The sequence below is a fragment of the Agrobacterium rubi TR3 = NBRC 13261 genome, assembly GCF_000739935.1.
In the GTDB taxonomy this organism is placed as follows: Bacteria; Pseudomonadota; Alphaproteobacteria; order Rhizobiales; family Rhizobiaceae; genus Agrobacterium; species Agrobacterium rubi.
Window position 1 is genome coordinate 351,835 of the sequence record NZ_BBJU01000007.1, and the last position, 24,126, is coordinate 375,960.

Annotated in this window: 21 protein-coding genes; 11 read left to right on the forward strand and 10 right to left on the reverse strand. The window is 57.8% G+C overall.

All coding sequences use genetic code 11. The features are described from left to right. Positions 1–77: 77 nt before the first annotated feature. Positions 78–812 (reverse strand): metallophosphoesterase, encoded by a 735-nt coding sequence (locus tag RRU01S_RS06150; RefSeq protein WP_045229646.1) that lies wholly within the window; start codon positions 810–812, stop codon positions 78–80. Between the two features lie 170 nt (positions 813–982). Here RRU01S_RS06150 and RRU01S_RS06155 point away from each other — a divergent pair, with 170 nt between their 5' ends. The 4 genes from RRU01S_RS06155 (at position 983) to RRU01S_RS06170 (ending at position 4,525) form a co-directional block, all read left to right on the forward strand. Beyond that, positions 983–1,618 carry a hypothetical protein gene (locus RRU01S_RS06155; RefSeq protein WP_045229343.1) on the forward strand — a complete coding sequence of 212 codons (636 nt, stop codon included), beginning with the start codon at positions 983–985 and terminating at the stop codon, positions 1,616–1,618. After that, the gene (alkB, locus tag RRU01S_RS06160; protein ID WP_045229647.1) at positions 1,618–2,271 is read left to right on the forward strand and encodes a DNA oxidative demethylase AlkB; all 654 of its coding nucleotides are present in this window, start codon (positions 1,618–1,620) and stop codon (positions 2,269–2,271) included. Before RRU01S_RS06155 ends, alkB begins: the two co-directional genes overlap by 1 nt. A 155-nt stretch (positions 2,272–2,426) precedes the next feature. Next, complete coding sequence (locus RRU01S_RS06165; protein ID WP_045229344.1) at positions 2,427–4,181, forward strand: methyl-accepting chemotaxis protein; 1,755 nt, start codon at positions 2,427–2,429, stop codon at positions 4,179–4,181. A 110-nt stretch (positions 4,182–4,291) separates the two neighbouring features. Continuing rightward, on the forward strand, positions 4,292–4,525 hold the full coding sequence (locus RRU01S_RS06170; RefSeq protein WP_045229648.1) for a DUF2171 domain-containing protein: 234 nt from the start codon (positions 4,292–4,294) through the stop codon (positions 4,523–4,525). A gap of 50 nt (positions 4,526–4,575) precedes the next feature. Here the strand turns inward: RRU01S_RS06170 and RRU01S_RS06175 are convergent, their stop codons facing one another. Continuing rightward, positions 4,576–6,201 (reverse strand): ABC-F family ATP-binding cassette domain-containing protein, encoded by a 1,626-nt coding sequence (locus RRU01S_RS06175; protein WP_045229345.1) that lies wholly within the window; start codon positions 6,199–6,201, stop codon positions 4,576–4,578. A 149-nt stretch (positions 6,202–6,350) separates the two neighbouring features. Between RRU01S_RS06175 and RRU01S_RS06180 the strand changes: the two genes are divergently transcribed. The 5 genes from RRU01S_RS06180 (at position 6,351) to iolB (ending at position 12,752) form a co-directional block, all read left to right on the forward strand. Next, positions 6,351–7,166 (forward strand): MurR/RpiR family transcriptional regulator, encoded by an 816-nt coding sequence (locus RRU01S_RS06180; protein ID WP_045229346.1) that lies wholly within the window; start codon positions 6,351–6,353, stop codon positions 7,164–7,166. 117 nt (positions 7,167–7,283) lie between these two features. Beyond that, positions 7,284–9,206: a bifunctional 5-dehydro-2-deoxygluconokinase/5-dehydro-2-deoxyphosphogluconate aldolase gene (locus RRU01S_RS06185; protein ID WP_045229347.1), complete on the forward strand. Its 1,923-nt coding sequence runs from the start codon at positions 7,284–7,286 to the stop codon at positions 9,204–9,206. Beyond that, complete coding sequence (iolD, locus tag RRU01S_RS06190; RefSeq protein WP_045229348.1) at positions 9,203–11,026, forward strand: 3D-(3,5/4)-trihydroxycyclohexane-1,2-dione acylhydrolase (decyclizing); 1,824 nt, start codon at positions 9,203–9,205, stop codon at positions 11,024–11,026. Before RRU01S_RS06185 ends, iolD begins: the two co-directional genes overlap by 4 nt. A 1-nt stretch (position 11,027) precedes the next feature. Next, the gene (gene iolE / locus RRU01S_RS06195) at positions 11,028–11,927 is read left to right on the forward strand and encodes a myo-inosose-2 dehydratase (RefSeq protein WP_045229349.1); all 900 of its coding nucleotides are present in this window, start codon (positions 11,028–11,030) and stop codon (positions 11,925–11,927) included. A 15-nt stretch (positions 11,928–11,942) separates the two neighbouring features. Then, entirely contained in the window at positions 11,943–12,752 is an 810-nt protein-coding gene (gene iolB / locus RRU01S_RS06200; RefSeq protein WP_045229350.1) for a 5-deoxy-glucuronate isomerase, read from the forward strand. Positions 12,753–13,115: 363 nt separating this feature from the next. Here iolB and RRU01S_RS06205 read toward each other — a convergent pair whose 3' ends face one another. Both RRU01S_RS06205 and RRU01S_RS06210 read right to left on the reverse strand, forming a co-directional pair. After that, positions 13,116–13,775, reverse strand: coding sequence for a peroxiredoxin (locus RRU01S_RS06205; RefSeq protein ID WP_045229351.1), 660 nt, complete (start codon positions 13,773–13,775; stop codon positions 13,116–13,118). 20 nt (positions 13,776–13,795) lie between these two features. Continuing rightward, positions 13,796–14,098 (reverse strand): hypothetical protein, encoded by a 303-nt coding sequence (locus tag RRU01S_RS06210; protein ID WP_045229352.1) that lies wholly within the window; start codon positions 14,096–14,098, stop codon positions 13,796–13,798. A gap of 191 nt (positions 14,099–14,289) precedes the next feature. On the opposite strand from RRU01S_RS06210, the gene RRU01S_RS06215 reads away from it, so the two are divergent. After that, positions 14,290–16,107, forward strand: a complete 1,818-nt coding sequence (locus tag RRU01S_RS06215; RefSeq protein WP_045229353.1) for an ABC transporter ATP-binding protein — start codon at positions 14,290–14,292, stop codon at positions 16,105–16,107. Positions 16,108–16,150: 43 nt separating this feature from the next. Here the strand turns inward: RRU01S_RS06215 and RRU01S_RS06220 are convergent, their stop codons facing one another. The 4 genes from RRU01S_RS06220 to RRU01S_RS06235 all read right to left on the reverse strand — a co-directional run bounded on the left by RRU01S_RS06220 (position 16,151) and on the right by RRU01S_RS06235 (position 20,334). After that, positions 16,151–17,173 (reverse strand): LLM class flavin-dependent oxidoreductase, encoded by a 1,023-nt coding sequence (locus RRU01S_RS06220; protein WP_045229354.1) that lies wholly within the window; start codon positions 17,171–17,173, stop codon positions 16,151–16,153. 88 nt (positions 17,174–17,261) lie between these two features. After that, positions 17,262–18,353, reverse strand: coding sequence for a quaternary amine ABC transporter ATP-binding protein (locus RRU01S_RS06225; protein WP_045229355.1), 1,092 nt, complete (start codon positions 18,351–18,353; stop codon positions 17,262–17,264). Next, a complete protein-coding gene (locus RRU01S_RS06230) occupies positions 18,346–19,233 on the reverse strand; it encodes an ABC transporter permease (RefSeq protein WP_045229356.1) in 888 nt (295 codons plus the stop codon). Before RRU01S_RS06230 ends, RRU01S_RS06225 begins: the two co-directional genes overlap by 8 nt. A gap of 99 nt (positions 19,234–19,332) precedes the next feature. Further along, a complete protein-coding gene (locus tag RRU01S_RS06235) occupies positions 19,333–20,334 on the reverse strand; it encodes an ABC transporter substrate-binding protein (protein WP_045229357.1) in 1,002 nt (333 codons plus the stop codon). 348 nt (positions 20,335–20,682) lie between these two features. Here RRU01S_RS06235 and fba point away from each other — a divergent pair, with 348 nt between their 5' ends. Next, positions 20,683–21,747, forward strand: a complete 1,065-nt coding sequence (gene fba / locus RRU01S_RS06240) for a class II fructose-bisphosphate aldolase (RefSeq protein ID WP_045229358.1) — start codon at positions 20,683–20,685, stop codon at positions 21,745–21,747. 295 nt (positions 21,748–22,042) lie between these two features. Here the strand turns inward: fba and RRU01S_RS06245 are convergent, their stop codons facing one another. Next, the gene (locus tag RRU01S_RS06245; protein ID WP_045229649.1) at positions 22,043–23,764 is read right to left on the reverse strand and encodes an ABC transporter substrate-binding protein; all 1,722 of its coding nucleotides are present in this window, start codon (positions 23,762–23,764) and stop codon (positions 22,043–22,045) included. 78 nt (positions 23,765–23,842) lie between these two features. Further along, positions 23,843–24,124 (reverse strand): DUF2160 domain-containing protein, encoded by a 282-nt coding sequence (locus RRU01S_RS06250; protein ID WP_045229359.1) that lies wholly within the window; start codon positions 24,122–24,124, stop codon positions 23,843–23,845. Positions 24,125–24,126 lie beyond the last annotated feature (2 nt).

Genomic DNA, 24,126 nt, shown 5'->3' on the forward strand with positions numbered 1-24,126 from the left:
GAGAAATACAAAACACCGGCTGACATCAGCCGGTGTTTTTTTGTGCGTCTTTCCGTCTACCGGCTTTGGGCCAGTCTCTATTCCGCGTGCATCACCGTTACGGTACCGTCACGCGTAATCTTCACCGCAGACAGCCTCCCCGTCATAAACGCACCGGTATCGACGTTCAGCCTGTTGTCCATCAAAGACACGGTGCGCACGGGGGTATGGCCATGCACGGTCAGAAACAGATTGTCGGCGCCCGGCATGGTCTGATCCTTGGGCCGTATCCACAGCAAATTCTTGTCTTCCTGCCTTTGCAGCGGAACGCCATTCACCACACCCGCATGCACGAAGCAAAGGCCCGGCACCGCTAGCAGTGACGGCAGCGATGCCATGAAGTCGATATGGCTCTGCGGGATGTGTTCGTGAAGCAGCGCCTTCAGGCTTTTCTTGTCCTGCGGTATTTCGCTGATCCCGTAAGACTTAAGTGTTTCCAGCCCCCCGAATTCCAGCCAGAGATGATCCCGGCGCGGATCGTTGAGAAAATCCAGCATCGTTGCCTCGTGGTTTCCTGCAAGGCAGAAGCGCTCGATATCGCCCGAAAGCGGCTGCATCAACTCGTGGATGACATAGGAGGATTTCGGGCCGCGGTCGATGTAATCGCCCAGCATCACGATCCATTTGGACCCATGGATTTGCGCCGCGTCGCTCAAGATTTTCTGCTGCAACACCTGCAAAAGATCAAAGCAGCCGTGAACGTCGCCGACGGCATAGATGATGTCTGGCCTGTCGTGCGAAAATAATTTTCGGCGCATCTGCGGTGTTTGCATCGTCGATAGACCTTCCTCGCGGTGGCGGCGAGGCCGCGAATTCATGGAAAAAGGTATGAACGATTATGCTTAACGCAGCATTGACGGAGAGGGACCACATATGTCGTCCCTAAAATCGTCTCTTTTACATGAATTTTTGGCATTGCTGATAGAAGCGATGGGAGGTGACGATGCCGCTACAGAACCGAGTCGATCCTTTTGGAGACATCGTTGATCTGCCGTTGCGTGGGCTTTTCACCGGCAACCGCGGGATCATTCACGACCCTGATACCAAGACCCTGACCACAAAGCGCTGGACCTCCAAGTCGTGGCTAGTCTGCACATGCGATTATAAAGACGTGCGCCGCAATGTCATGGCGACGCGCAGTTGGACTGAGCTTTTCTTCTTTGACGAAGCAACGGCATTGGCGGCCGGTCACCGCCCCTGTTTTCAATGCCGCCGTGAGGATGCCGACCGGTTTCGTGCGGCCTGGGCATCGGGAAACGAAACATCGCCACCCAGTGCCAAGACCATGGACAGCGTGCTTCACAAAGAGCGGCTTCAATCTCGCCGCAAGCGCCTGAACATGCTGCTGTCGCCGCTGGAACACCTGCCGGATGGCGCGATGATTGCAGCAGGCGGAGAGGCGTTCTTGATCGTCGGCGGCAAGCCCTATCATTGGGGCATCAACGGATATCAGCCCGCCAAGACCTTGCCCTTCGTCGATGGCTTGCTGACACCACCCTCCACGCTCAACACCCTTCGGGCCGGATACGTGCCACGTCTTCACCCGTCGGTCGCGAGAACTCGGGAACGCGTCGCATGATGGATGATCTGTTCTCAGGTCTTCAAGCGGCACAGCCGCAGCGCATCGAAATGGCGGATGGCGCCTGGTTGCTGCGCCATCACGCGCTTGATGGTGCCAACGACCTGATGCGCGAGATCGACGAAATAGCCGCCGCTGCTCCCTTCCGCCACATGGTCACGCCGGGTGGTTTCTCCATGTCGGTCGCCATGACAAATTGTGGCCCTTACGGCTGGGTGACGGATCGCCGGGGATACCGCTACCAGACGACCGATCCCGAGAGTGGAAAACCATGGCCCTCTATGCCGCAAAGTTTTCTGTCGCTTGCCACGAGCGCGGCGAGGGAGGCGGGCTATGCGGATTTCACGCCCAACGCCTGTCTCATCAACCGCTATGAGCCCGGCGCCAAGATGTCGCTGCATCAGGATAAGGACGAGAAGGATTTCACCAATCCGATCGTCTCCGTCTCGCTGGGTTTGCCTGCCACCTTCCAGTTCGGCGGCATCAATCGCAGCGACCCTGTTCGCAAACACGTGCTCAGTCACGGTGATGTCGTCGTCTGGGGTGGCCCGTCGCGTCTATTTTTCCACGGCATCCTGCCTTTGAAAGAAGGTTCGCATGATGCAGCGGGGTGTGCGCGTTTCAATCTAACATTCCGTCACGCTGCTGTGTGAAATCGGCCCCAGGCTTCATAACCAGCCTTTTGATCTGATTTTTTTCACAACTGTTAACTGTGAATCGCATTAGGGTGCTCGCGGCTTGCCCGGTTTACCTGTCGTTTCCGAAATCAGACTAGCGTCGTCTCACAACACCAGATCGGGAAACGACGATGAGTACAGCGCTTCAGTTCAAGAAAACGTTCGAGATCGACAGACAGGTGGAGTTCACCTCCAAGCTGACGGCTGCGCATGCGCGCATCGAAAAGACGTTTCTTGAAGGCGGCGCGGTTCTGGTCTCCGTTATGGACATCCTGGGCAGTCTGACCGGCATTCTAGATGGCATGACGGGTACGCTCGACGGAAAGACCGCCCAAAGCACACTTGATGGTCTGAGCAAGACAATCGACGAGCTCGCCCAATTGCCAAAAACCGAAGAAACGCGCCAGGCAGCGTTCAATTCGCTGGCGCATATGTGCTCGTCCACCGGTGGGCATATCGAAGACATCCACGAGACGATCCGCTATCTGAAGACCTTCGTGATCACCGTTAAAATCACCGGCGCGGGTCTCGCCGAATTTGCCGGCTTTGCCGATGAAATTCGTGAACGCATTCAGTCCGGCGCAGATGAAGTCAGCCGTTTTGCCAAGAACCTTGAGGCCATGCGTTCGCAGTTGATCAAGGCGCGTTCCTTCTCGTCGGGAACGCTTGAAGATTTCGAAAAGACCATCCCGCAGATCATCACGGGTCTCAACGAAAATTCCGCGCGCATCAGCAAGCAGCATCAGGAAATGGCCGATATTGCCGCGCAGGTGAAGAAGATCGCCAACACCATTCAGGGCAAGATCGGCTCGGTCCTGTCATCCTTGCAGATCGGCGATATCACCCGCCAGCGCATCGAGCACATTCAAAGCATGCTGGAAATGCTGGACACCTTCTCATCATCCGATGAGGGAAAACAACTCGACAGTGATGAATATGCGGTTTTGAAAGAAGCCGTCCTGCAAATGGCAGGCGCCCAGATGGATGAAACGGCTGCCGATTTCCATCGCGATTGCACCAAGATTTTCGCCAGCATTTCAAGCTTTGCCGATGATGCGGCCCGCATCCTGTCTTTGCGCGATGAACTGGTCGACAAAACCCGCAACGGCGATAAGGGCACGCTGGAGCTGATGGAGCAGGGCATCGTTGAGGCCTGTAACCTTGTCGCACGCGTTCAGGAAAGCAGTACCGGTGCCGACGGCGTGGTTCTTTCCGTCACCAACAGCGCGCAGGAACTGTCGCGCGGCATCGAAATTCTCCGGTCCATCAAGATCGACATTCACTATATGGCACTCAATTCCAACCTGCGTTGCTCCAAGCTTGGCGACGCCGGCAGGTCCGTCAACGTCGTCAGCGGCGAAATGCGGGTTTTCGCAGGCAAGCTGGAAACGCCAGCCGATGCAATTGTCGAGGAATTGCAGCGCGTCGAAAGCGCGACCAACCAGTTGGCCCAACAGGGACACGGCCTTTCTGCCGATCTCGCAGTGCCGCTGAACGAAACCCTTCAGGCAATCCGCCACGCAAAGACGCAGATGGATGCCGGCATGCAGGCGCTTGCCGAAGAAGGTCAGGCGGTTTTCAGCCGCATCAGTTCGGCAGTCGTTACGCTGGATTTCGAGAGCGAACTCGGCGATACCTTCAATGAATGCTGCCAGATTGCCGCGCAATTGTCGCAAGGCTTCGAAGCAAACGTATCTGGCTTCAGCCACAAGATCGAAACCTTCAGCGCGCGGGTCTACAAGCTCTACACTATGTCGCAGGAACGCGACATCCATGTCCGCTTCCTGCCAGCAAACGTCTCGTCAGCAAGTGCTGCCACCGCATCCTCTGGCAGCCAGTCAGCCGCAGCAGATGACGACGATCTTTTCGCTGACGCACTTTTCTAGGAGATGGTAGGAAACTAGCCTTGCGAATATTCAATATGAGCAATGTGGGAACGAAACAGCCCGCTGTCCATTTTCCGCGTGTAGATAAAGAAAACACGGAGGAAATGACCATGATTTCTCAGGACAAAATTCGCGAGCATATGGAAGTGCGTTCCGCAGATGGCAGCCACGTTGGCACCGTTGACCACATGGAAGGCCAAAGCCGTATCAAGCTGACGAAAACCGATGCCGATGACGGCAAGCACCACCTGATCCCGCTGGATTGGGTCGATCACGTCGATGCGCACGTACACCTCAGCAAGTCGGCTTCTGACGTTCGCAGCAATTGGGAAACGCTCAACTGAGCACCTAACGTTTTGACATTCAAAAATGCGGCCCTTGTGGCCGCATTTTTTTATGCTTGCATAAGCCCCGGAGCCTCCGCGCCTGTTCTTTCTACATACTCCGTATAGCCGCCACCATATTGGTGGATGCCGTCAGGTGTCAGTTCCAAGACGCGATTGGACAATGCCCCGAGGAAGTGACGATCATGCGAAACGAAAAGCATGGTGCCCTCATACTCACCGAGCGCCTTGATCAGCATTTCCTTGGTGTCGAGATCAAGGTGGTTGGTCGGTTCGTCCAGAACGAGGAAGTTCGGCGGGTCGAACAGCATGGCGGCCATGACCAGACGCGCCTTTTCACCACCCGAGAGCACGCGGCACTTCTTTTCGACATCGTCACCCGAAAAGCCGAAACAGCCGGATAGCGCGCGTAGCGGCGCCTGTCCCGCCTTAGGAAAGCGTTGTTCCAGCCATTGCAGCACGGTGCTGTCGCCATCCAGCAAGTCCATGGAATGCTGTGCGAAATAGCCGAGCTTGACGCTGGCACCCACGGTGACGGTGCCGTTATCAGGCTTTGCCGTGCCTGCAATGAGTTTGAGCAGCGTGGATTTACCAGCGCCGTTCACGCCCATAATGCACCAGCGCTCCTTGCGGCGGATCATAAAATCGAGACCTTCATAGATGCGGCGCGAACCGTAAGTCTTGTGAACCTGTTTCAGTGAAACGACGTCTTCACCGGAGCGTGGTGCGGGCAGAAAATCGAATGCAACGCTCTGCCTGCGCTTTGGCGGCTCGACGCGATCGATCTTTTCCAGCTTCTTGACGCGGCTCTGCACCTGTGAGGCATGCGAAGCGCGGGCCTTGAAGCGCTCGATGAACTTGATTTCCTTGGCCAGCATCGCCTGCTGGCGTTCGAACTGCGCTTGCTGCTGCTTTTCGTTCTGGGCGCGCTGCTGCTCGTAAAAGCCGTAGTCGCCGGAATAGCTGGTCAGCGAGCCCGCATCGATTTCGATGATCTTGTTGACGATGCGGTTCATGAACTCGCGGTCATGCGAGGTCATCAATAGCGCGCCATCATAGGTCTTGAGGAAGTTTTCAAGCCAGATCAGGCTTTCGATGTCCAAGTGGTTGCTCGGTTCGTCGAGCAGCATCACATCAGGCCGCATCAGCAGAATGCGGGCCAGCGCCACGCGCATTTTCCAGCCTCCCGAGAGCTTGCCGACATCGCCGTCCATCATCTCTTGGCTGAAGCTCAGGCCTGCCAGAACCTCGCGGGCGCGGCCCTCCAGCGAGTAACCGTCAAGCTCTTCGTAGCGCGCTTGCACCTCGCCATAACGCTCGATGATCTCGTCCATCTGGTCGAGCTGATCGGGATCGACCATCCGTGCCTCGAGTTCACGCAGTTCGGTCGCAACGGCGCTGACAGGACCTGCACCTTCCATGGCTTCGGCCACCGCGCTGCGGCCCGCCATTTCACCGACATCCTGATTGAAGTAGCCGATGGTGACGTGCTTGTCAGAAGCGACCTGACCTTCGTCAGGCTGTTCCTGACCGGTGATCATGCGAAACAGCGTGGTCTTGCCCGCACCGTTGGGGCCGACCAAGCCGACCTTTTCTCCGCGATTGAGCGCAGCCGAGGCCTCGATGAAGAGGATGCGATGGCTGGCGGATTTGCTGATGTTTTCGATGCGGATCATAGAGGCGTAACCGATAAGCTGGGAGTTTGGCGTCCCTATGCCATGTCAGGCCGTCACTGTCATCAGATGAATCGCCGTGGAATACTTGTGAAATTTTTTGGAATGGATATTCCATATTGCAGGTGGGATGAGAAAACGAGGGAGATGTCATGATCGCAAACGCGGCCCCAGCAACGGTGGAAGCCTTTCAGGAGCGGTTGCTGGAAGTAACTGACAGCCTGCCGAAACGCCTGCGCCAATGCGCTGACTACATCGCTTCCAATGCGGACCGTATCGCAGTCTCGACGGTGGCAGAGCTGGCGGAAGTCGCTGGTGTCCAGCCATCCGCCGTCATGCGGTTCAGCCAGATCATGGGGTTCTCCGGCTACTCGCAGATGCAGAAGCTGTTTCGCGAGCATTACACCGGTGGATGGCCGGATTACACGACGCGGCTGAGCAATTTGCGCAACAACGGCGAAGACGGCGGTGCACTGCTGCTCGCCGAATTCGTAGATGCAGGCCGGGCCTCGCTGGAAAGCGTGCTCAACACCGTCGATCCGCAGGAGTTCGAAACGGCGATCGAGGTTCTCGCCAAAGCTTCGACGCTTCATATCATCGGGCTGCGCCGTTCATTCGCGGTCGCCAGTTATCTGGCCTATGCGTTTGAAAAAATGGGCGTTCCCGCCATGCTGCATGCTTCGGTCGGGCAATTGCACAATGAAAGCGCAATCCGCACCGGCGATGTCGTGCTCGCCATAACCTTTTCCCCCTACTCGGCGGAGACGATGGACCTCGTCTCCTCTAGCCTTTCACGACGCATCCCGGTCGTGGCGTTGACGGACACGGCAGTCAGCCCGATGCGAAAGCTCGGAGCGACGATTTTGGCCGTTTCGGAAGTCGATTTTGGCGCGTTTCGCTCGCTTTCGGCCACGCTTTGTGTTGCCATAGCGTTGGCAGTGGGCGTGGGCACGCACCGTCAAAATTGAATATTTATGTTGAAAACAGGAAAAATGGAATTTATAGTCCAAAAATAACCTGAAATGGAATGATGGTGGAGTGTCATTCCAGAGGCAGGATTCGCGTTAGAGCGAGGGAGGACGGTCGTGAAAAAGCTCGATCTCATTACGATAGGCCGTTCGTCGGTTGATCTTTACGGCGCGCAGGTTGGTGGTCGGCTGGAGGATATGTCCTCCTTCAACAAATATATCGGCGGCTCGCCCACCAATATCGCCGCCGGTGGCGCGCGGCTGGGTCTGAAGACCGCCGTCATCACCCGCGTGGGCGATGAGCATATGGGCCGTTTCATTCGCGAACAGTTGGTGCGCGAAGGGGTGGATGTCGCTGGCGTGACCACCGACCCGGAACGCTTGACGGCGCTGGTTCTCCTTGGCATTCGCGACCAGTCGCAATTTCCGCTGATTTTCTACCGTGAAAACTGCGCTGACATGGCGCTGTGCGAAGACGATATCGACTCCGCCTTCATTACCAGCGCCGAATGCGTCTGCGCAACGGGGACGCATCTTTCCCATCCGCGCACCGAAGCTGCCGTCTTGAAGGCGCTGCGGCTTGCGCGGGAAAATGGCGCGAAGACTGCGCTCGATATCGACTATCGCCCGAACCTCTGGGGCGTTGCGGGCCATGGCGATGGCGAAAGCCGCTTCGTGGAATCGCAGAAGGTCACGGCCAAGCTGCAATCGACCCTGCATCTGTTCGACCTCATTGTCGGGACGGAAGAGGAATTTCACATTGCAGGTGGCTCGACGGATACGTTGGCGGCGTTGAACGCGGTGCGCAAGGTCTCCAAGGCGACCTTGGTTTGCAAGCGCGGTCCCATGGGCGCGGTCGTATTCCCCGGCGATATTCCAGCCAACCTCGATGACGGCCTCTCTGGCGAAGGTTTCCCCATCGAGGTCTTCAACGTGCTGGGTGCAGGCGACGGCTTCATGGCTGGCCTGTTCCGCGGTTGGCTGCGTGGCGAGGACTGGCCGACAACGCTGAAATACGCCAATGCCTGCGGCGCCTTCGCCGTCTCCCGCCACGGCTGCACGCCCGCTTACCCAAGCTGGGAAGAACTGCAATATTTCTTCCGTACCGGGATCAAGAACAAGGCGTTGCGCAAGGACGAGGCGCTGGAGCAGGTGCATTGGGCCACCAACCGCAAGGGTGACTGGAACACCATGCGCGTCTTCGCCTTCGATCATCGCATGCAATTGGAAGCGATGGCGGATGAGGCCGGTGTCGATCATGGCAAGATTGGCGACTTCAAGACACTTTGCCTGCAAGCAGCCCTTCAGGTGTCCGGCGGCGAAGCCGGATACGGCATTCTCTGCGACAGCCGCCTTGGCCGCGATGCGCTTTACGAAGCCAGTGGCACCAATCTCTGGATTGGCCGCCCCGTGGAATGGCCGGGCTCTCGCCCGCTAACGCTGGAGCCCGAACTCGGCCTCGATTTCGGCGGCCTCAATGAGTGGCCCGCCAACAATGTCGTCAAAGTCCTGTGCTTTTATCACCCAGATGATGCAGAGGATTTGCGCAAGCAACAGGAAGACACAGTGCTGCGCCTCTTCCAGGCCGCGCGCCGCAACCGGCTGGAACTGCTGCTGGAAGTCATACCGTCCAAAGTAGGTGCGGTGGATGACACGACGACGGCCAAGATCATCGACCGTTTCTACGAGATCGGCGTCTACCCCGACTGGTGGAAGCTGGAGCCGATGAAAAGCAAGGCCGCATGGAAGAATGCGACCGACGCGGTGCAGCGCAACGACGCCTATGTGCGCGGCATCGTGGTGCTGGGTCTGGATGCGCCACAGGCGGAGCTGGAGGAGAGCTTCCGTCTGGCAGCAGGTTTCGATCTGGTCAAAGGTTTCGCCGTGGGCCGAACGATTTTTGCAGATGCTGGTCGGGCATGGCTTTCCGGCAAGATGAGTGACGAGGAGGCCGTCGCTCAAATGGCGGATCGCTACAGCGCGCTCTGCCGCATCTGGGATGAGGCGCGGGCCGCAGGAAACAAGGGAGAGGCAGCGTGACGACATTACGTTTGACGGCAGCGCAGGCAATGGTGCGCTATCTGGCCGCACAATTGAACGAGGATGGCGACACCTATATCGCCGGTGTCTGGGCCATCTTCGGCCACGGCAATGTCGCCGGTATTGGTGAGGCGCTCTACGGCATTCGCGATGAGTTGAAGACCTATCGCGGGCAGAACGAACAATCCATGGCCCACGCCGCCATCGCTTATTCCAAGCAGCTGGGTCGCCGCCGTGCCATGGCGGTCACATCCTCCATCGGCCCTGGTGCGACGAATATGGTCACGGCTGCCGCACTGGCCCATATCAACCGTTTGCCCGTCCTGCTCATCCCCGGCGATGTCTTCGCCAATCGTGGCCCCGACCCTGTTTTGCAGCAGATAGAGGATTTCGGCGATGGCACCGTTTCGGCTAATGATTGCTTCAAACCCGTCAGCCGCTATTTCGACCGTATCACGCGGCCCGAACAGCTTCTCACCGCTTTGCCACGTACCATGCGCACCATGACCGACCCCGCCGATTGCGGCCCCGTCACGCTGGCTTTCTGTCAGGATGTGCAAGCGGAAGCTCACGATTATCCAGCCAGCTTCTTCGAGAAAAAAGTCTGGCGTCAGCGTCGTCCTGAGCCCGACATCGCAGAGTTCGAAGAAGCCGTCGCCGCCATGAAAGCCGCCAAAAATCCGGTCATCGTCGCCGGTGGTGGCGTGCATTTCTCCGGCGCGACGGAAACGCTCAAACGCTTTGCCGAAACGCACTCCATTCCGGTTATCGAAACGCAGGCGGGCAAATCTGCACTCGCATGGGATCACGACCTGAACTTCGGCCCCGTCGGCGTCACCGGTGCAGATAGCGCCAATGCCATCGCCGAAAAGGCCGATCTCGTTTTCGGCATCGGCACCCGCTTTCAGGATTTCACCACCGGTTCCTGGGCGCTGTTCAAGAACCCGGACCGCAAGCTGCTGGCGCTCAACGTCCAGCCCTATGACAGCGCCAAGCACAACGCCATCAGCCTCACGGCGGATGCCAAGGTGGGGCTTCAGAAGCTTTCAGCCGCCTTGGGCAGTCATCGTTTTGCGGCACCCGACACCGCGTTGAAACAGCAATGGTTCGCAAAGGCCGATGCCGTGACGGCTGCTCCCACGGAAGCCAACAGCCTGCCAACCGACATGCAGGTCATCGGTGCCGTGCAGCGGGCCTCGCGTGACAACACCGTCGTCATGTGTGCGGCAGGCACCATGCCCGGAGAACTGCACCAGCTGTGGAAGGCCAAACTGCCGCTCTCTTACCACATGGAGTACGGCTTCTCCTGCATGGGTTACGAGATTGCCGGTGGCCTCGGCATCAAGATGGCGCAACCGCATCGCGACGTGATCGTCATGGTCGGCGATGGCTCCTACATGATGATGAATTCGGAGCTTGCCACCGCCGTTGCCATGGGCGTGAAAATCACCCTCGTGATTACCGATAACCGTGGTTACGGCTGCATCAACCGTCTGCAAATGGGCACCGGCGGCGCGGAGTTCAACAACCTCTACGCCCACACCAACCACACCAACCCCATCGCCATCGATTTCACCGCCCACGCCGCCAGCATGGGCGCGGATGCCCACAAGGTGTCCTCGATTGCGGAGCTGGAGACAGCTTTAAATGCCGCGCGCGAAGCGACGGTGACGACAGTTATCGTCATCGACACCGACCCATACCCAACACCGGATGCCGGTGGTTACTGGTGGGATGTGGCCGTGCCGGAGGTTTCTGAGCGGAAAGAAGTCAACAATGCACGCGCCGCTTACGAAGCCGCGTTGAAGGAAAGACAGTGAGATGATCCTTTATGGCACCAACCCCATTGCCTGGAGCAATGATGACGACCGCACTCTAGGTGCGCACATCAGCCTCGAGCAGTGCCTGGACGAGACGTCGAAAATCGGTTTCGACGGCATAGAAAAAGGCCACAAGTTCCCGCAGCAGCCAGATGCGCTGAAGGCGGTGCTCGAGCCCCGCAACCTGCGCTTCGTTTCGGGCTGGCATTCGCTCAACCTTCTGACCAACTCCATCGAAGACGAGAAGGCAGCCATGCAGCCCGCGCTCGATCTTCTGAAAGCCATGGGCTCCAAGGTCATCATCGTCTGCGAGACATCGAACGCCATTCACGGTGATGATGGCAAACCGGTGAACGACCGCCCTAAACTTGCCGATGCTGATTGGAAATCGTTCGGCGCAGGCGTGGAAACGCTGGCGGCATTCGCTGCCGAGCAGGGTATCGCACTCGTCTACCACCACCACATGGGCACCATCATCGAGAGCGAAGACGAAATCGATCGCCTGATGGAAAACACCGGGCCGCACACCAAGCTGCTGCTGGACACCGGCCACACGCTGTTCGGCGGTGGTGATCCCGCACGTCTTGCGCACAAGCACATGGCCCGCGTCGGTCACATCCATGCGAAAAACGTCCGGCCTGAGATTGCCGTTCAGGTGCGCAACGAAAATCTTTCGTTTCTGGAAGGCGTGCGCCGTGGCGTCTTCACCGTTCCCGGAGATACGGACGGCGGCGTCGATTTTCCATCCGTCCTGAAAATTGCCGCCGAGCATGGCTATAGCGGCTGGTTGGTGATCGAAGCAGAGCAGGACCCTGACGTCCGCAATCCCTTCGAATACCAGAGCCTCGGGCTTAAATCGCTTCGGGCATATGCCAGGGAAGCCGGGCTTGATGAAGCCTGAATGAGGAGATGAGTGATGGCAAATCTGCTGCGCAAGCCTACCGGTCAGTCTGGCAAGGTCCATAATATCACGCCTGAGAGTGCGGAATGGGGCTATGTCGGTTTCGGTCTCTACCGGCTGAAACCGGGCGAGACCGCCAGCGAGAAAACCGGGGATACGGAAGTCATTCTGGTGCTCGTGGAAGGCAAGGCGGAGGTCTCCTCCGAAGACCAGAACTTCGGCGAACTCGGCGACCGCATGAATGTGTTCGAGCGCAAGCCACCGCATTGCGTCTATATTCCCGCCGGTTCCTCCTGGTCGGTCACTGCCACGACAGATTGTACCATCGGCGTCTGCACCGCACCCGCCAAGCCGGGCAGGCAAGCGCAGGTCATCGGGCCCGCAGGCATTTCCCTTGCCGAACGCGGCAAGGGCGCCAACACCCGCTACATCTTCCCCATTGCCATGGAAGACCGGGATGTGGCCGACAGCCTTTTGGTCACGGAAGTCTTCACCCCCTCCGGCCACTGGTCGTCCTACCCGCCCCACCGGCATGACGAGGATAATTTCCCCGACATGACCTATCTCGAAGAAACCTACTACCACCGCCTCAACCCTAACAAGGGCTTCGGCTTTCAGCGGGTTTTCACGGAAGACGGCTCGCTGGATGAAACCATGGCGGTTTCGGATGGTGACGTGGTGCTGGTGCCGAAGGGACATCACCCCTGCGGTGCGCCCTATGGGTATGAGATGTATTATCTGAATGTCATGGCGGGGCCGAAGCGCAAATGGCGCTTCCAGAACCACCCGGACCATGACTGGATTTTTCAGCGGGATAATGGGTGAGGGTGCACACGCGGCTAATCCCCTCTGTCTGCTGGCATCTTCCCCAGAAGGGGGGATCGGGCTGACTGCAATTGTTTGACCTGTTGCAGTGATAGAGTGACAGGCTGCAACGGTAGCAACCCTAATCCTGAGGTGCGGAGGCAAAGCCGGAGTCTCGAAGGACGAGGGTTGCGGGACGAGAGCGCAGAGTGCGCGGCGGATGCTTCGAGGCTTCGCCCTTCGGCCAAAGCACCTCAGCATGAGGGTGGAGGGTGTGGTTGGCCGACGAGATCACACGGAGTGGGTAACAGGGCGCAACCCTGCCGCTTGGCGAACGTGCGTAAAACGCCGCCCGCCAGACAAAACAGAGTGCACCCCGACACATCACCCCTGCGGCTGCTTCGTCTTGCGCAAATACGGCAGCACCGTATCGAACGACCCAAACCGCGTAATCGCATCTTCGTTCGAAACCGCCGCCGTGATGATCACATCCTCTCCCTGCTTCCAGTTTGCGGGCGTTGCCACCTGATGCTTGGCGGTCAGTTGGATCGAGTCGATGGTGCGCAGGATTTCATCGAAGTTGCGGCCTGTGGTCATGGGGTAGGTGAGGATCAGCTTGATCTTCTTGTCCGGGCCGATGACGTAGACGGAGCGGACGGTGGCGTTATCGGCAGGCGTGCGTCCCTCGGAGCTTTCGCCTGCATCATCCGGCAGCATGTCGTAGAGCTTGGCGACCTTCAGATCCTTGTCGCCGATCAGGGGATAGCCGACCTCGAAGCCGGTGGCGGTCTGGATGTCCTGCTTCCATTTCGAATGGCTCTCGACCGGATCGACTGAAATGCCGATGACCTTGACATTGCGCTTCTTGAATTCGCCATCCAGCCCCGCCATTGCGCCAAGTTCCGTCGTGCAGACGGGCGTAAAGTTCTTCGGGTGAGAGAACAGAACAGCCCAGCTATCGCCGATCCACTCATGGAAATTGATCGGTCCCTGAGTTGTATCGGCGGTAAAATCCGGGGCGGTCTGGTTGATACGCAACGTCATGGCATGCTCCAAGCATAAGGTTAGAAGCCGATTTTCTCCTGTCGGTCGTTCAAAGTCGCCAAATAATCATCCACAAAAGGCGCGATGGAGAGGAGAAAAATTCTTCTTTTGGCATATGGGGATAATGATGTTGCAATGCCAGTTTTCCGCTCGGGAACGGGGACGGTTGTCCCGGTCCATAACGCCATCGTCGGTGCGACCTGTGGCAACTCTGCCGCAGCCACAGGTTTAGTTGCTTCGGGAAGAAAAACCAACTTGGCCTTTTGATTGAAGATGCATATTATGGCCTCATCAACGTTAACGAGGGAGGTATTTGATGGCATATTTTTCTAACTCCCCGGTGGCATCAGCCAATCACGGTTGAGGCCTAGCCTCTCTTCTCAGCAAGAGATCGCACGACAATAGCTGGCTGAGCCAGTTCTTCTGATTTTTCCCAAATTATTTCGCGCATCGATCCGGCGCGGATTCCGTTTTTCCTTCTTTTATGGGACCGGCTGCCCGCCGGATGCTATCAATGTCTTTTGGTTTGAAAATACGCCGAAGTCAGGCGTTTCGCAGCGTTTTTCGTTTCTGTTGGGTGCATTGGCGCCGGCAACCCGGTCGCGTGGCTTTCATGCTATGCGCCGTACTGTTTTCCACGCTTGCCGATGTGTTGACGCCTATGTTTGCTGGTCATCTGGTGGATGCCGTGGTGTCCGGCACGGCCAGCGATCCCATCGTCTGGAACAACGCGCTTACCGCATTCTGCTGGCTCATGGGCCTTGCCGTGCTGGCCGTCATGTTGCGGCATGCCACTTTCATGACGATCATCAGCTTCACGCTGCGGTCCATGACGGATATCGCGGCGGATTCGTTTCACCGCATCCAGCGTTTTTCCTCGGATTGGCATGCCAACAGCTTTGCGGGCTCGACGGTGCGCAAGGTCACACGCGGCATGTGGGCGCTGGATCTGTTGAACGATACGGTGTTCGTCGCGCTGTTCCCGTCCGTCATCATGCTCATCGGATCGACTGTTCTAATGACGTGGTACTGGCCGATGATGGGGTTGCTCGTCGGGCTGGGCTCCCTGCTTTTCGTCGTCATCACTGTGTGCATGGCGCTTGGCTATGTTGCGCCAATGGCAAGCCTTGCCAACGCCTGGGATACGAAGCTGGGCGGCTCCCTGGCCGATGCCGTCACCTGCAATGCCGTGGTAAAAGCCTTCGGTGCGGAAGAGCGGGAAGACAGCCGCCTGACACGCGTCATGGGCAAGTGGCAGGACCGGACACGGCGCACATGGACGCGCGGCACCATCAATGGCACGTTGCAAGCTGGTCTGCTCAGCATCATGCGGGCAGGCGTTGTCGGCCTCGCGCTGTTGCTGTGGGCCAGCGGCAAAGCCAATGCCGGTGATATCACCTTCGTTCTGACGGCTTTCTTCATTCTGCAAGGTTATCTGCGCGAAATCGGGATGCATATCCGCAACTTGCAGCGGTCGATAAACGATATGGAAGAGCTTGTTTCCATCCATTCGCAGCCGCTTGGCATTGACGATGTGCCAAACGCGAAGACGCTTGTCATCGATGAGGGCAAGATCGAGTTCGACCGGGTGAGCTTCCATTATGGCAAGCATCTCGCGCCGCTCTATAAGGACTTTTCCGTCACCATCAAACCGGGTGAGCGGGTGGGACTTGTCGGCCATTCCGGTTCGGGCAAGACGACGTTCATCAAGCTGATCCAGCGGCTGCATGATGTCAGCCACGGCACTGTCAGCATCGATGGGCAGGATATTTCGCAGGTGTCGCAGGCGTCGCTGCGCCAGCAGATTGCCATCGTGCAGCAGGAGCCGATCCTGTTTCACCGGTCGCTGGCGGAAAACATCGCCTATGCGAGGCCGAACGCTACGCAGAGCGAAATCGAGAATGCGGCAAAGCTTGCCAGCGCGCATGGCTTCATCACGGCTTTGCCGAAAGGCTACGGCACGCTGGTGGGCGAACGTGGCGTGAAACTGTCGGGCGGTGAGCGTCAGCGTATCGCCATTGCACGTGCGTTTCTGGCAGATGCGCCTGTTCTCATTCTCGATGAAGCGACATCAAGCCTGGACTCGGAATCGGAAATGCTGATTCAGAACGCGATGGAGCGGCTGATGCTGGGGCGCACGACGCTTGTTGTTGCCCATCGTCTCTCGACCGTCCGCTCGCTCGACCGTCTGCTGGTGTTCAGCCACGGCACGATTGCGGAAGAGGGCACGCATGTCAGCCTCATCCAGAAAAAGGGCGGCATCTATCGCGGGTTGTTCGAGCGGCAGGCGCTGGAGCTGACGAAGGGTCTTGTGATGGATGTTGCCGACTAAGGCCTCAAGTCCACGGCATCGGGAGATGCCGTGGACGTTTTTATTATCGCCAGCCGAGTTCCGGCGCGACATGTTTCAAAATAGAATCAAGGACGTGGACATTGTAATCGACGCCCAGCTGGTTCGGGATCGTCAACAACAGCGTATCGGCTTCGGCAATCGCCTCATCCTGCGCCAGTTCCTTGATCAGAACGTCCGGCTCCGCAGCATAGGAGCGCCCAAAGATAGCGCGGGTGTTGGCATCCAGGTAGCCGATGCTGTCGCTTTCCTTGGCTCCGCTGCCAAAATAGGCGCGGTCGCGGTCATCCGTCAGCGCAAAGATGCTGCGGCTGACGGAAACACGAGGCTCGCGGCTGTGGCCCGCTTCCTTCCACGCCTGACGAAACGCCCGGATTTGCGCGGCCTGCTGCACATGGAACGGCTCGCCGGTTTCGTCGTCTTTCAGGGTCGAGCTTTGCAGGTTCATGCCCAGCTTGCCAGCCCAGATGGCCGTGGCGTTGGAGCCGGCACCCCACCAGATACGGTCGCGCAGGCCTTCCGAATGCGGTTCCAGGCGCAGCTTACCGGGCGGGTTGGGAAACATCGGGCGCGGATTTGGCTCGGCAAAACCTTCACCCTTCAGCACTTCCAGAAAAACCTCCGTGTTATCGCGGCCCATATCGGCATCGCTTGAACCCTCTTTCGGTTGATAACCGAAATACCGCCAGCCATCGATCACCTGTTCCGGCGAGCCACGGCTGAGGCCCAGTTGTAGGCGTCCGTTGGAAATAAGGTCGGCAGAACCGGCATCTTCCGCCATATAAAGTGGGTTTTCGTAGCGCATATCGATAACGCCGGTGCCGATCTCGATCGTCTTCGTTCTGGCACCGACAGCGGCCAGCAGCGGAAACGGCGAGGCGAGCTGGCGGGCAAAGTGGTGGACGCGGAAATAGGCACCATCGACGCCGATCTCCTCGGCGGCAACGGCAAGCTCGATGGATTGTTGAAGCACGTCTTTCGCGGTCCGGGCCTGCGAATGCGCTCCTGGGCTCCAGTGACCGAAAGACAAAAAGCCTATCTTTTTCATGATAATTCACCTGAATTGCGTATGTTTCGTTGCCGAACATATAGTGCGCAATTAAGGGAATGTGCGGCCAAGATTGTGAACAGTCTGTTCAGGCCTTGGCGCGAACGATGTTCCCAGTGGACTGACCATTGAGACCTTCCGGCACCTGTGCATTAACGATGGCGCTGGCGAGTTGGCGGAAACTGACCATGCCCACCACGTCCCCGGAGAGGCTAGCAACCGCTGCATCGTCCTGAACGCTGACAGACAGAAGGCGCATCGCCTCCTCGACACTGGTGCCTGCTGTAACTTGCGGGCCGCCGAGTGGCAGGCCGGGCCTGACCGGCGACATGATCGCCTCGACATTGATGACGCGACCGCGGTTCACTTCCTTGACGAAGGTCGCGATATAATCATCCGCAGGGCGCAAGACGATGTCCTGGCTGGTGCCCTGCTGAATGACCTCGCCATCGCGTAGAATGGCGATCTGGTCCCCCAGACGCAGTGCCTCATCCAGATCATGGGTGATGAAGATGATGGTTTTCTTGATTTCCGTCTGAATATCCAGAAGCACGCTCTGCATATCGGTGCGGATCAGCGGATCGAGCGCCGAATAGGCCTCATCCATCAACAAAACAGGCGCATCGTTGGAGAGTGCCCGCGCCAGCCCGACGCGCTGCTGCATGCCGCCAGACAATTGGTTGGGAAAGCGCGTTTCAAAGCCTTTCAGCCCGACCCGTTCCAGCCAACGCATGGCGATATCGACGCTTTTTGCGCGTGCCATGCCCTGCACTTCGAGCCCGTAAAGCGTGTTGTCCAGAATGTTACGATGCGGCAAAAGCGCGAACTTCTGGAAAACCATGGCGGTCTGATGGCGGCGAAAGGCGCGCAACTCGGTTGCGTTCATCTTCACCACATCCACACCATCCACCAGCACTTCCCCGGCTGTCGGGTCGATAAGCCGGTTGATGTGGCGGATCAGCGTGGATTTGCCGGAACCGGACAGTCCCATGATTACCTGAATGCATCCGGAGGGGATATCGATGTTGATATCGCGCAGGCCCAGAACATGGCCGTGTTTCTCGTTCAGTTCCGTCTTCGTCATGCCGTGTCTGACCGCATCGACATGGGCTTGAGGGTTGCTGCCGAAAATCTTGTAGAGATTGCTGATCTTGATGCCGCCGAATGCCATGTCACCCATGCGCAATCTCCTGATGTTTCTGGAGCCTTTTGCCATAGGCCTGGCTGATGCGATCGAAGATGATGGCGATGCCGACGATGGCGAGGCCATTGAAGATGCCCAGCGTGAAATATTGGTTGGCGATGGCTTTCAGAACCGGTTGGCCCAGCCCTTGTACGCCAATCATCGAGGCGATGACGACCATGGCGAGTGCCATCATGATGGTCTGGTTGATGCCAGCCATGATGGTGGGAAGCGCAAGCGGCAGTTGGACTTTGAGTAGCTTCTGCCAGCCGGATGAGCCGAAAGCGTCTGCCGCTTCCAACACGTCTCTATCCACCAATCGGATGCCGAGATTGGTGAGGCGGATCATCGGCGGAATGGCGTAGATCACCACCGCGATCAGCCCCGGCACCCTGCCGATGCCCAGCAGCATGACGACGGGAATGAGATAGACGAAACTCGGCATAGTCTGCATGACATCGAGAATTGGATTGACCACACGCTGGAAGCGATTGGAATGCGACATGAGGATGCCGATGGGAAGGCCTATGGTGATGGACAGAACCGTACAGACGAAGATCATCGAGATCGTCCGCATCGTATCCGTCCACATATCGAAATAGCCTATGGCCAGAAGTGTGAACAGACAGCCCAGCACGATCTTAGCGCTGCGACTGGCTGCCCAGGCAATGCCCAGGATAATCAGGATGATGATGGGCCACGGCGTTTGCGTCATGAAACGCTCGGCCCAGATCAGAAACTGTTGCAGCGGTGAGAAGAAGCCTTCGATGCTGCCGCCCCAGGCGCGCGTGAACTCACGAAAACCGTCATCGATCATCTTTTTCAGAGCACGAAGGGTGTCGTCGTTCATGTGCGGAAACGTGTAAAGCCAGTCCATACAATTCCCCTGTGATCACGGCGACATGCGACTGGTTTTGCCAATCGCACATCGATTTGCGTGGCTGCCGGACGATGGGTCAGGCAGTAGGGAAGGTCGTCAGAGCGAAGCCTTGATCTTTTCCGCAGCGTCGGCAGACACCCACTTGGTCCAGATGTCGGGGTTCTCTTTCAGGAAGTGCTTGGCGCTGTCTTCACCCGTCGCCTGATTGTCCGTCATCCAGGCCATCAGCTTGTTGACGGTGGCGTTGCTCCACGAACGCTTGTTGAGGTAGTCCATGATCTCCGGGCCAGCCTTTTCCGAGAAAGGCTTGGCAACCAGCGTCACGACCTTGTCAACCGGCCATGCGTTGGGCTTCGGGTCTGGGCAATCGGCAACCGTGTTGCAGCGTTTCCATTCGGCTGCGTCGGCGGCAACGCCGGGCTCCAGCTTCACCATTTCATATTTGCCGAGAAGGGCGGTGGGCGACCAGTAGTAGCCGACCCATGGCTGCTTGCGCTCGTAAGCTTTGGCAATGGAGCCGTCGAGACCGGCGGAAGAGCCGCTATCCACCAGGATGAAACCCGCTTTTTCAGCCTCGAAGGCTTTGAAAAGCTGCCCCGTGACCACGGTGCCGCCCCAACCCTGTGGGCCGTTGACGATGGCACCCTTGTCGGGGTTTTCAGTATCCGGGAACAGCTTCGGATTTTTCAGCAGATCGCCAATGGTCTTGATGTCGGGGTGGGCGTCGGCCACGTATTTCGGTATCCACCAGCCCTGGATGCCGCCATCCGGCAGAGCGGTTGCGGCAACGACGAGTTTGCCTTCATCCACGCCGCGCTTGACCACTTCCGGCAGCGTATCGGCCCAGGCTTCCGGGGCGATATCCGGCTGGCCTTTTTCGACCATGGAGGTGATGGTCGGCACAGTATCGCCAATGGTGATGTCGGCACTGCAACCATACCCTTCGTTGAGAATAATTTTGTCGATGGCGGAGAGCACTTCGGCGCTCTGCCAGTTCATGCTGGCGATGGTGGGGCTTCCACAGTCTGCAGCGTTCGACGCGGATGCGCCTCCCAGCAAACCGAACACCAGACAGGTCGATGCAAGCAGTTTCTTCATATCTGTTCCCTTTATTGGCGACGCTTATAAAGAGACGAACCTGCCGCTTGGGTCTGCCCCTGTCTTTGTCTTTGCAAAGTTGTAGGGATGATGGCGTGAAGCTCGTCCGCAACCTACGCAAAATGCGACGGCCATTCGCCAAACCACGACAGGTCACGGCATTTTAATCTTCCGATAACCTTTCAGCCATGTCAGCTTGCGAAGCGTCGATCGCTCATTGTTTGCGGCAGATGTCAAAAAAAGCTGGATAGTTGGTATTGGCGAGGCAATAGTAGCAACCGTCCGGCAAGGGACAGGATGGTGTTGAGGGATGCCATTCTCAAAAGAACTCGTTTAGGAGGAAATACCTTGGCACGAATTACGCTCCGCCAATTGCTCGACCACGCAGCCGAACACGGCTATGGCGTGCCTGCTTTCAACATCAACAATATGGAACAGGCGCTGGCAATTATGGAAGCGGCGGATGCGACGAATTCGCCCGTCATTATGCAGGCATCGCGCGGCGCACGTGCTTATGCAAACGACATCATGCTCAAGCACATGATGGATGCGGTGGTTGAAATCTACCCGCATATTCCCGTCTGCGTCCATCTGGACCATGGCAACGAAGCGGCAAGCTGCATGACGGCCATGCAGGCTGGTTTCACATCCGTCATGATGGATGGCTCGCTGAAGGCTGACGGGAAGACCCCCGGCGATTGGGATTACAACGTCGGCGTCACCCGCCAGGTTACGACCATGGCCCATTACGGCGGTATCTCCGTCGAGGGTGAACTGGGTGTTCTCGGCTCGCTGGAAACCGGCATGGGCGAGGCTGAAGATGGCCACGGTGCTGAAGGTGTTCTCTCGCACGACCAGTTGCTGACCGACCCGGATGAGGCCGTCAAGTTCGTGCAGGAAACCAAGGTCGATGCGCTGGCCGTTGCGATGGGCACCAGCCACGGTGCTTACAAGTTCACGCGCAGACCTGACGGTTCCGTGCTGGCCATGAACGTCATCGAGGAAATCCACAATAAGCTGCCGAATACGCACCTCGTCATGCACGGATCATCCACGGTGCCGCAGGATTTGCAGGACATCATCAACGCCTATGGTGGGGCCATCAAGCCAACTTGGGGCGTGCCGATCGAGGAAATCCAGCGCGGTATTAAGAATGGCGTTCGCAAGATCAACATCGACACCGACTGCCGCATGGCCATCACCGGCCAAATCCGCAAGGTTATGGCGGAAGACCCGGCGGAATTCGATCTGCGCAAATATCTGAAGCCCGCGCGCGAGGCTATGACGAAGCTCTGTAAGGAACGCTTCGAGTTGTTCTGGACGGCTGGACAGGCTTCGAAGATCACGCCTATTCCGCTTCGGGATATGGCGAAGCGTTATGCGTCTGGTTCGTTGGACCCGGTTGTCTCGTAAGCGATCAGAGAGAGACTGAACCCTCCCGGTCGTCATGCTCGGGCTCGTCCCGAGCATCTGCTACAGTTCGTCTTTCACGACGGTAGTGGGCTCTTGACGCAGATAAGAAAACCAAAAAAGCCGGAAGCGATGAATTCGCCTCCGGCTTTTTCCGTTTCTGGCACAAGCCCGCGTCGCAGCCTGCTTGAGCGGCAGTAGACCCTCGGGACAGGCCCGAGGGTGACGAACGTGGGGTGGTGCCACAAAAAAACCGGGGGCAGGGAGCCGCCCCCGGTATCTCTTCAATCCCGCAGACTTACTTCTGCCAGCTCTTGACCAACTCATCATAATTGACGGTCATCGGCTTTTCTTTTTCCTCGGCGATCTTCAACTGTGGCGCAAGGTGGCCCTTCGCAACCGCGTCCTTGTTCCAATATTCAAGATCGTGTTCTTCAGCCAGCTTCGGTCCGATTTCGCCCTGAACGCCTGCACGTTCCAGACGCTGCATGACCTTTTCCTGTTCGGCGCAGAGCGAGTCCATCGCTTCCTGCGCTGTCTTTGCGCCGGAGGATGCATCGCCGACAGCTTGCCACCAGAGCTGAGCCAGTTTTGGATAGTCAGGAACGTTGGTACCGGTTGGCGACCACTGAACGCGGGCAGGCGAGCGATAGAACTCGATCAGGCCGCCGAGGTCCTTGGCACGCTTGGTGAAGCTTTCGTGGTTGATCGAAGAGTCGCGGATCAGCGTCAGGCCGACATGGCTCTTTTTCACATCCACGGTCTTCGAGGTCACGAACTGTGCGTAGAGCCATGCTGCCTTGGCGCGGTCGTCAGGGGTGGATTTCATCAACGTCCAGGACCCCACGTCCTGATAGCCGAGCTTCATGCCGTCTTTCCAGTAAACGCCATGCGGGGAGGGGGCCATGCGCCATTTCGGCGTGCCGTCCTCGTTGACGACGGGCAGTCCCTTCTTGACTGCGTCTGCCGTAAACGCCGTGTACCAGAAAATCTGCTGCGCGACTTCGCCCTGCGCCGGAACGGGACCGGATTCGGAGAAGTTCATGCCCGCCGCTGCTGGAGGCGCGTAGGCCTTCAACCAGTCGAGGTACTTCTGGATGGCGTAGACCGACGCGGGTCCGTTGGTATCACCGCCACGTGCAACGCAGGAGCCGACGGGCTGAGACTTTTCGTTGACCTTGATGCCCCATTCATCCACCGGCAGACCGTTTGGCAGGCCCTTGTCGCCGTTGCCAGCCATGGACAGCCAGGCATCGGTAAAGCGCCAGCCGAGCGACGGGTCCTTCTTGCCATAATCCATATGGCCATAGACCTTCTTGCCGTTGATTTCGCGGCCGGTAAAGAAGGCGGCGATGTCTTCATAGGCTGACCAATTGACGGGAACGCCGAGATCGTAGCCATACTTGGCCTTGAAGTCTGCCTTGTTCTTTTCGTCGTTGAACCAGTCATACCGGAACCAATAGAGGTTGGCGAACTGCTGGTCGGGCAGCTGGTAAAGCTTACCATCCGGTGCCGTCGTGAACTTGGTGCCGATGAAGTCCTTCAGGTCTAGGCCGGGATTGGTGACGTCCTTGCCTTCATTGGCCATCCAGTCCGTCAGGTTGCGGGCTTGTTGATAACGCCAGTGAGTGCCGATGAGATCGCTATCGTTGACGAAGGCGTCATAGATGTTTTCGCCAGACTGCATCTGCGTCTGGAGTTTCTCCACCACGTCACCTTCGCCGATCAGGTCGTGCGTCAGCTTGATGCCGGTGATTTCGGTGAAGGCTTTGGCCAGCACCTTGGACTCGTATTCATGCGTGGTCAGCGTTTCCGAGACGACCTTGATATCCATGCCAGCAAAAGGCTTGGCGGCATCGATGAACCATTGCATTTCCTTTTCCTGATCAGCACGGGAAAGGCTCGAGAGATCACCGATTTCCTTGTCTAGAAAGGTCTTGGCCTCGTTCATACCGGCGTTTGCCACGCCGGTCAGTGCCAGCAGCGCCGCTGCCGTCGTTGTTAAAAGATGCACTCGCATAATCATCCTCCCAGTATTTACGATTGCTTGTAGATGTATCTCCGGGCGGTCCTCCCTCCCGGTATTTCAGTCGAATGCCTAAACGAAGCGAAACACGCCAATCGCATAGACAACCGAAAGAGCCAGTGCCCACCAAAGGCCGGGGCCGACGAGGCCGAGCCAACCGAGGTGGATGAATGCGGAGCCGAGCAGCGACACGAACAGGCGGTCGCCGCGCGTGGTCTCGAAGCGTAGGATTCCGACGCGCGGATTGCCACCGGGCGAGACATATTCCCAAACCGCCATGCCGATCAGCAGAAGCAATATGGTCAGAAAGAACAGCGCCGTGGGCAACGTCCATGCCATCCAGGAAAAATTCATCG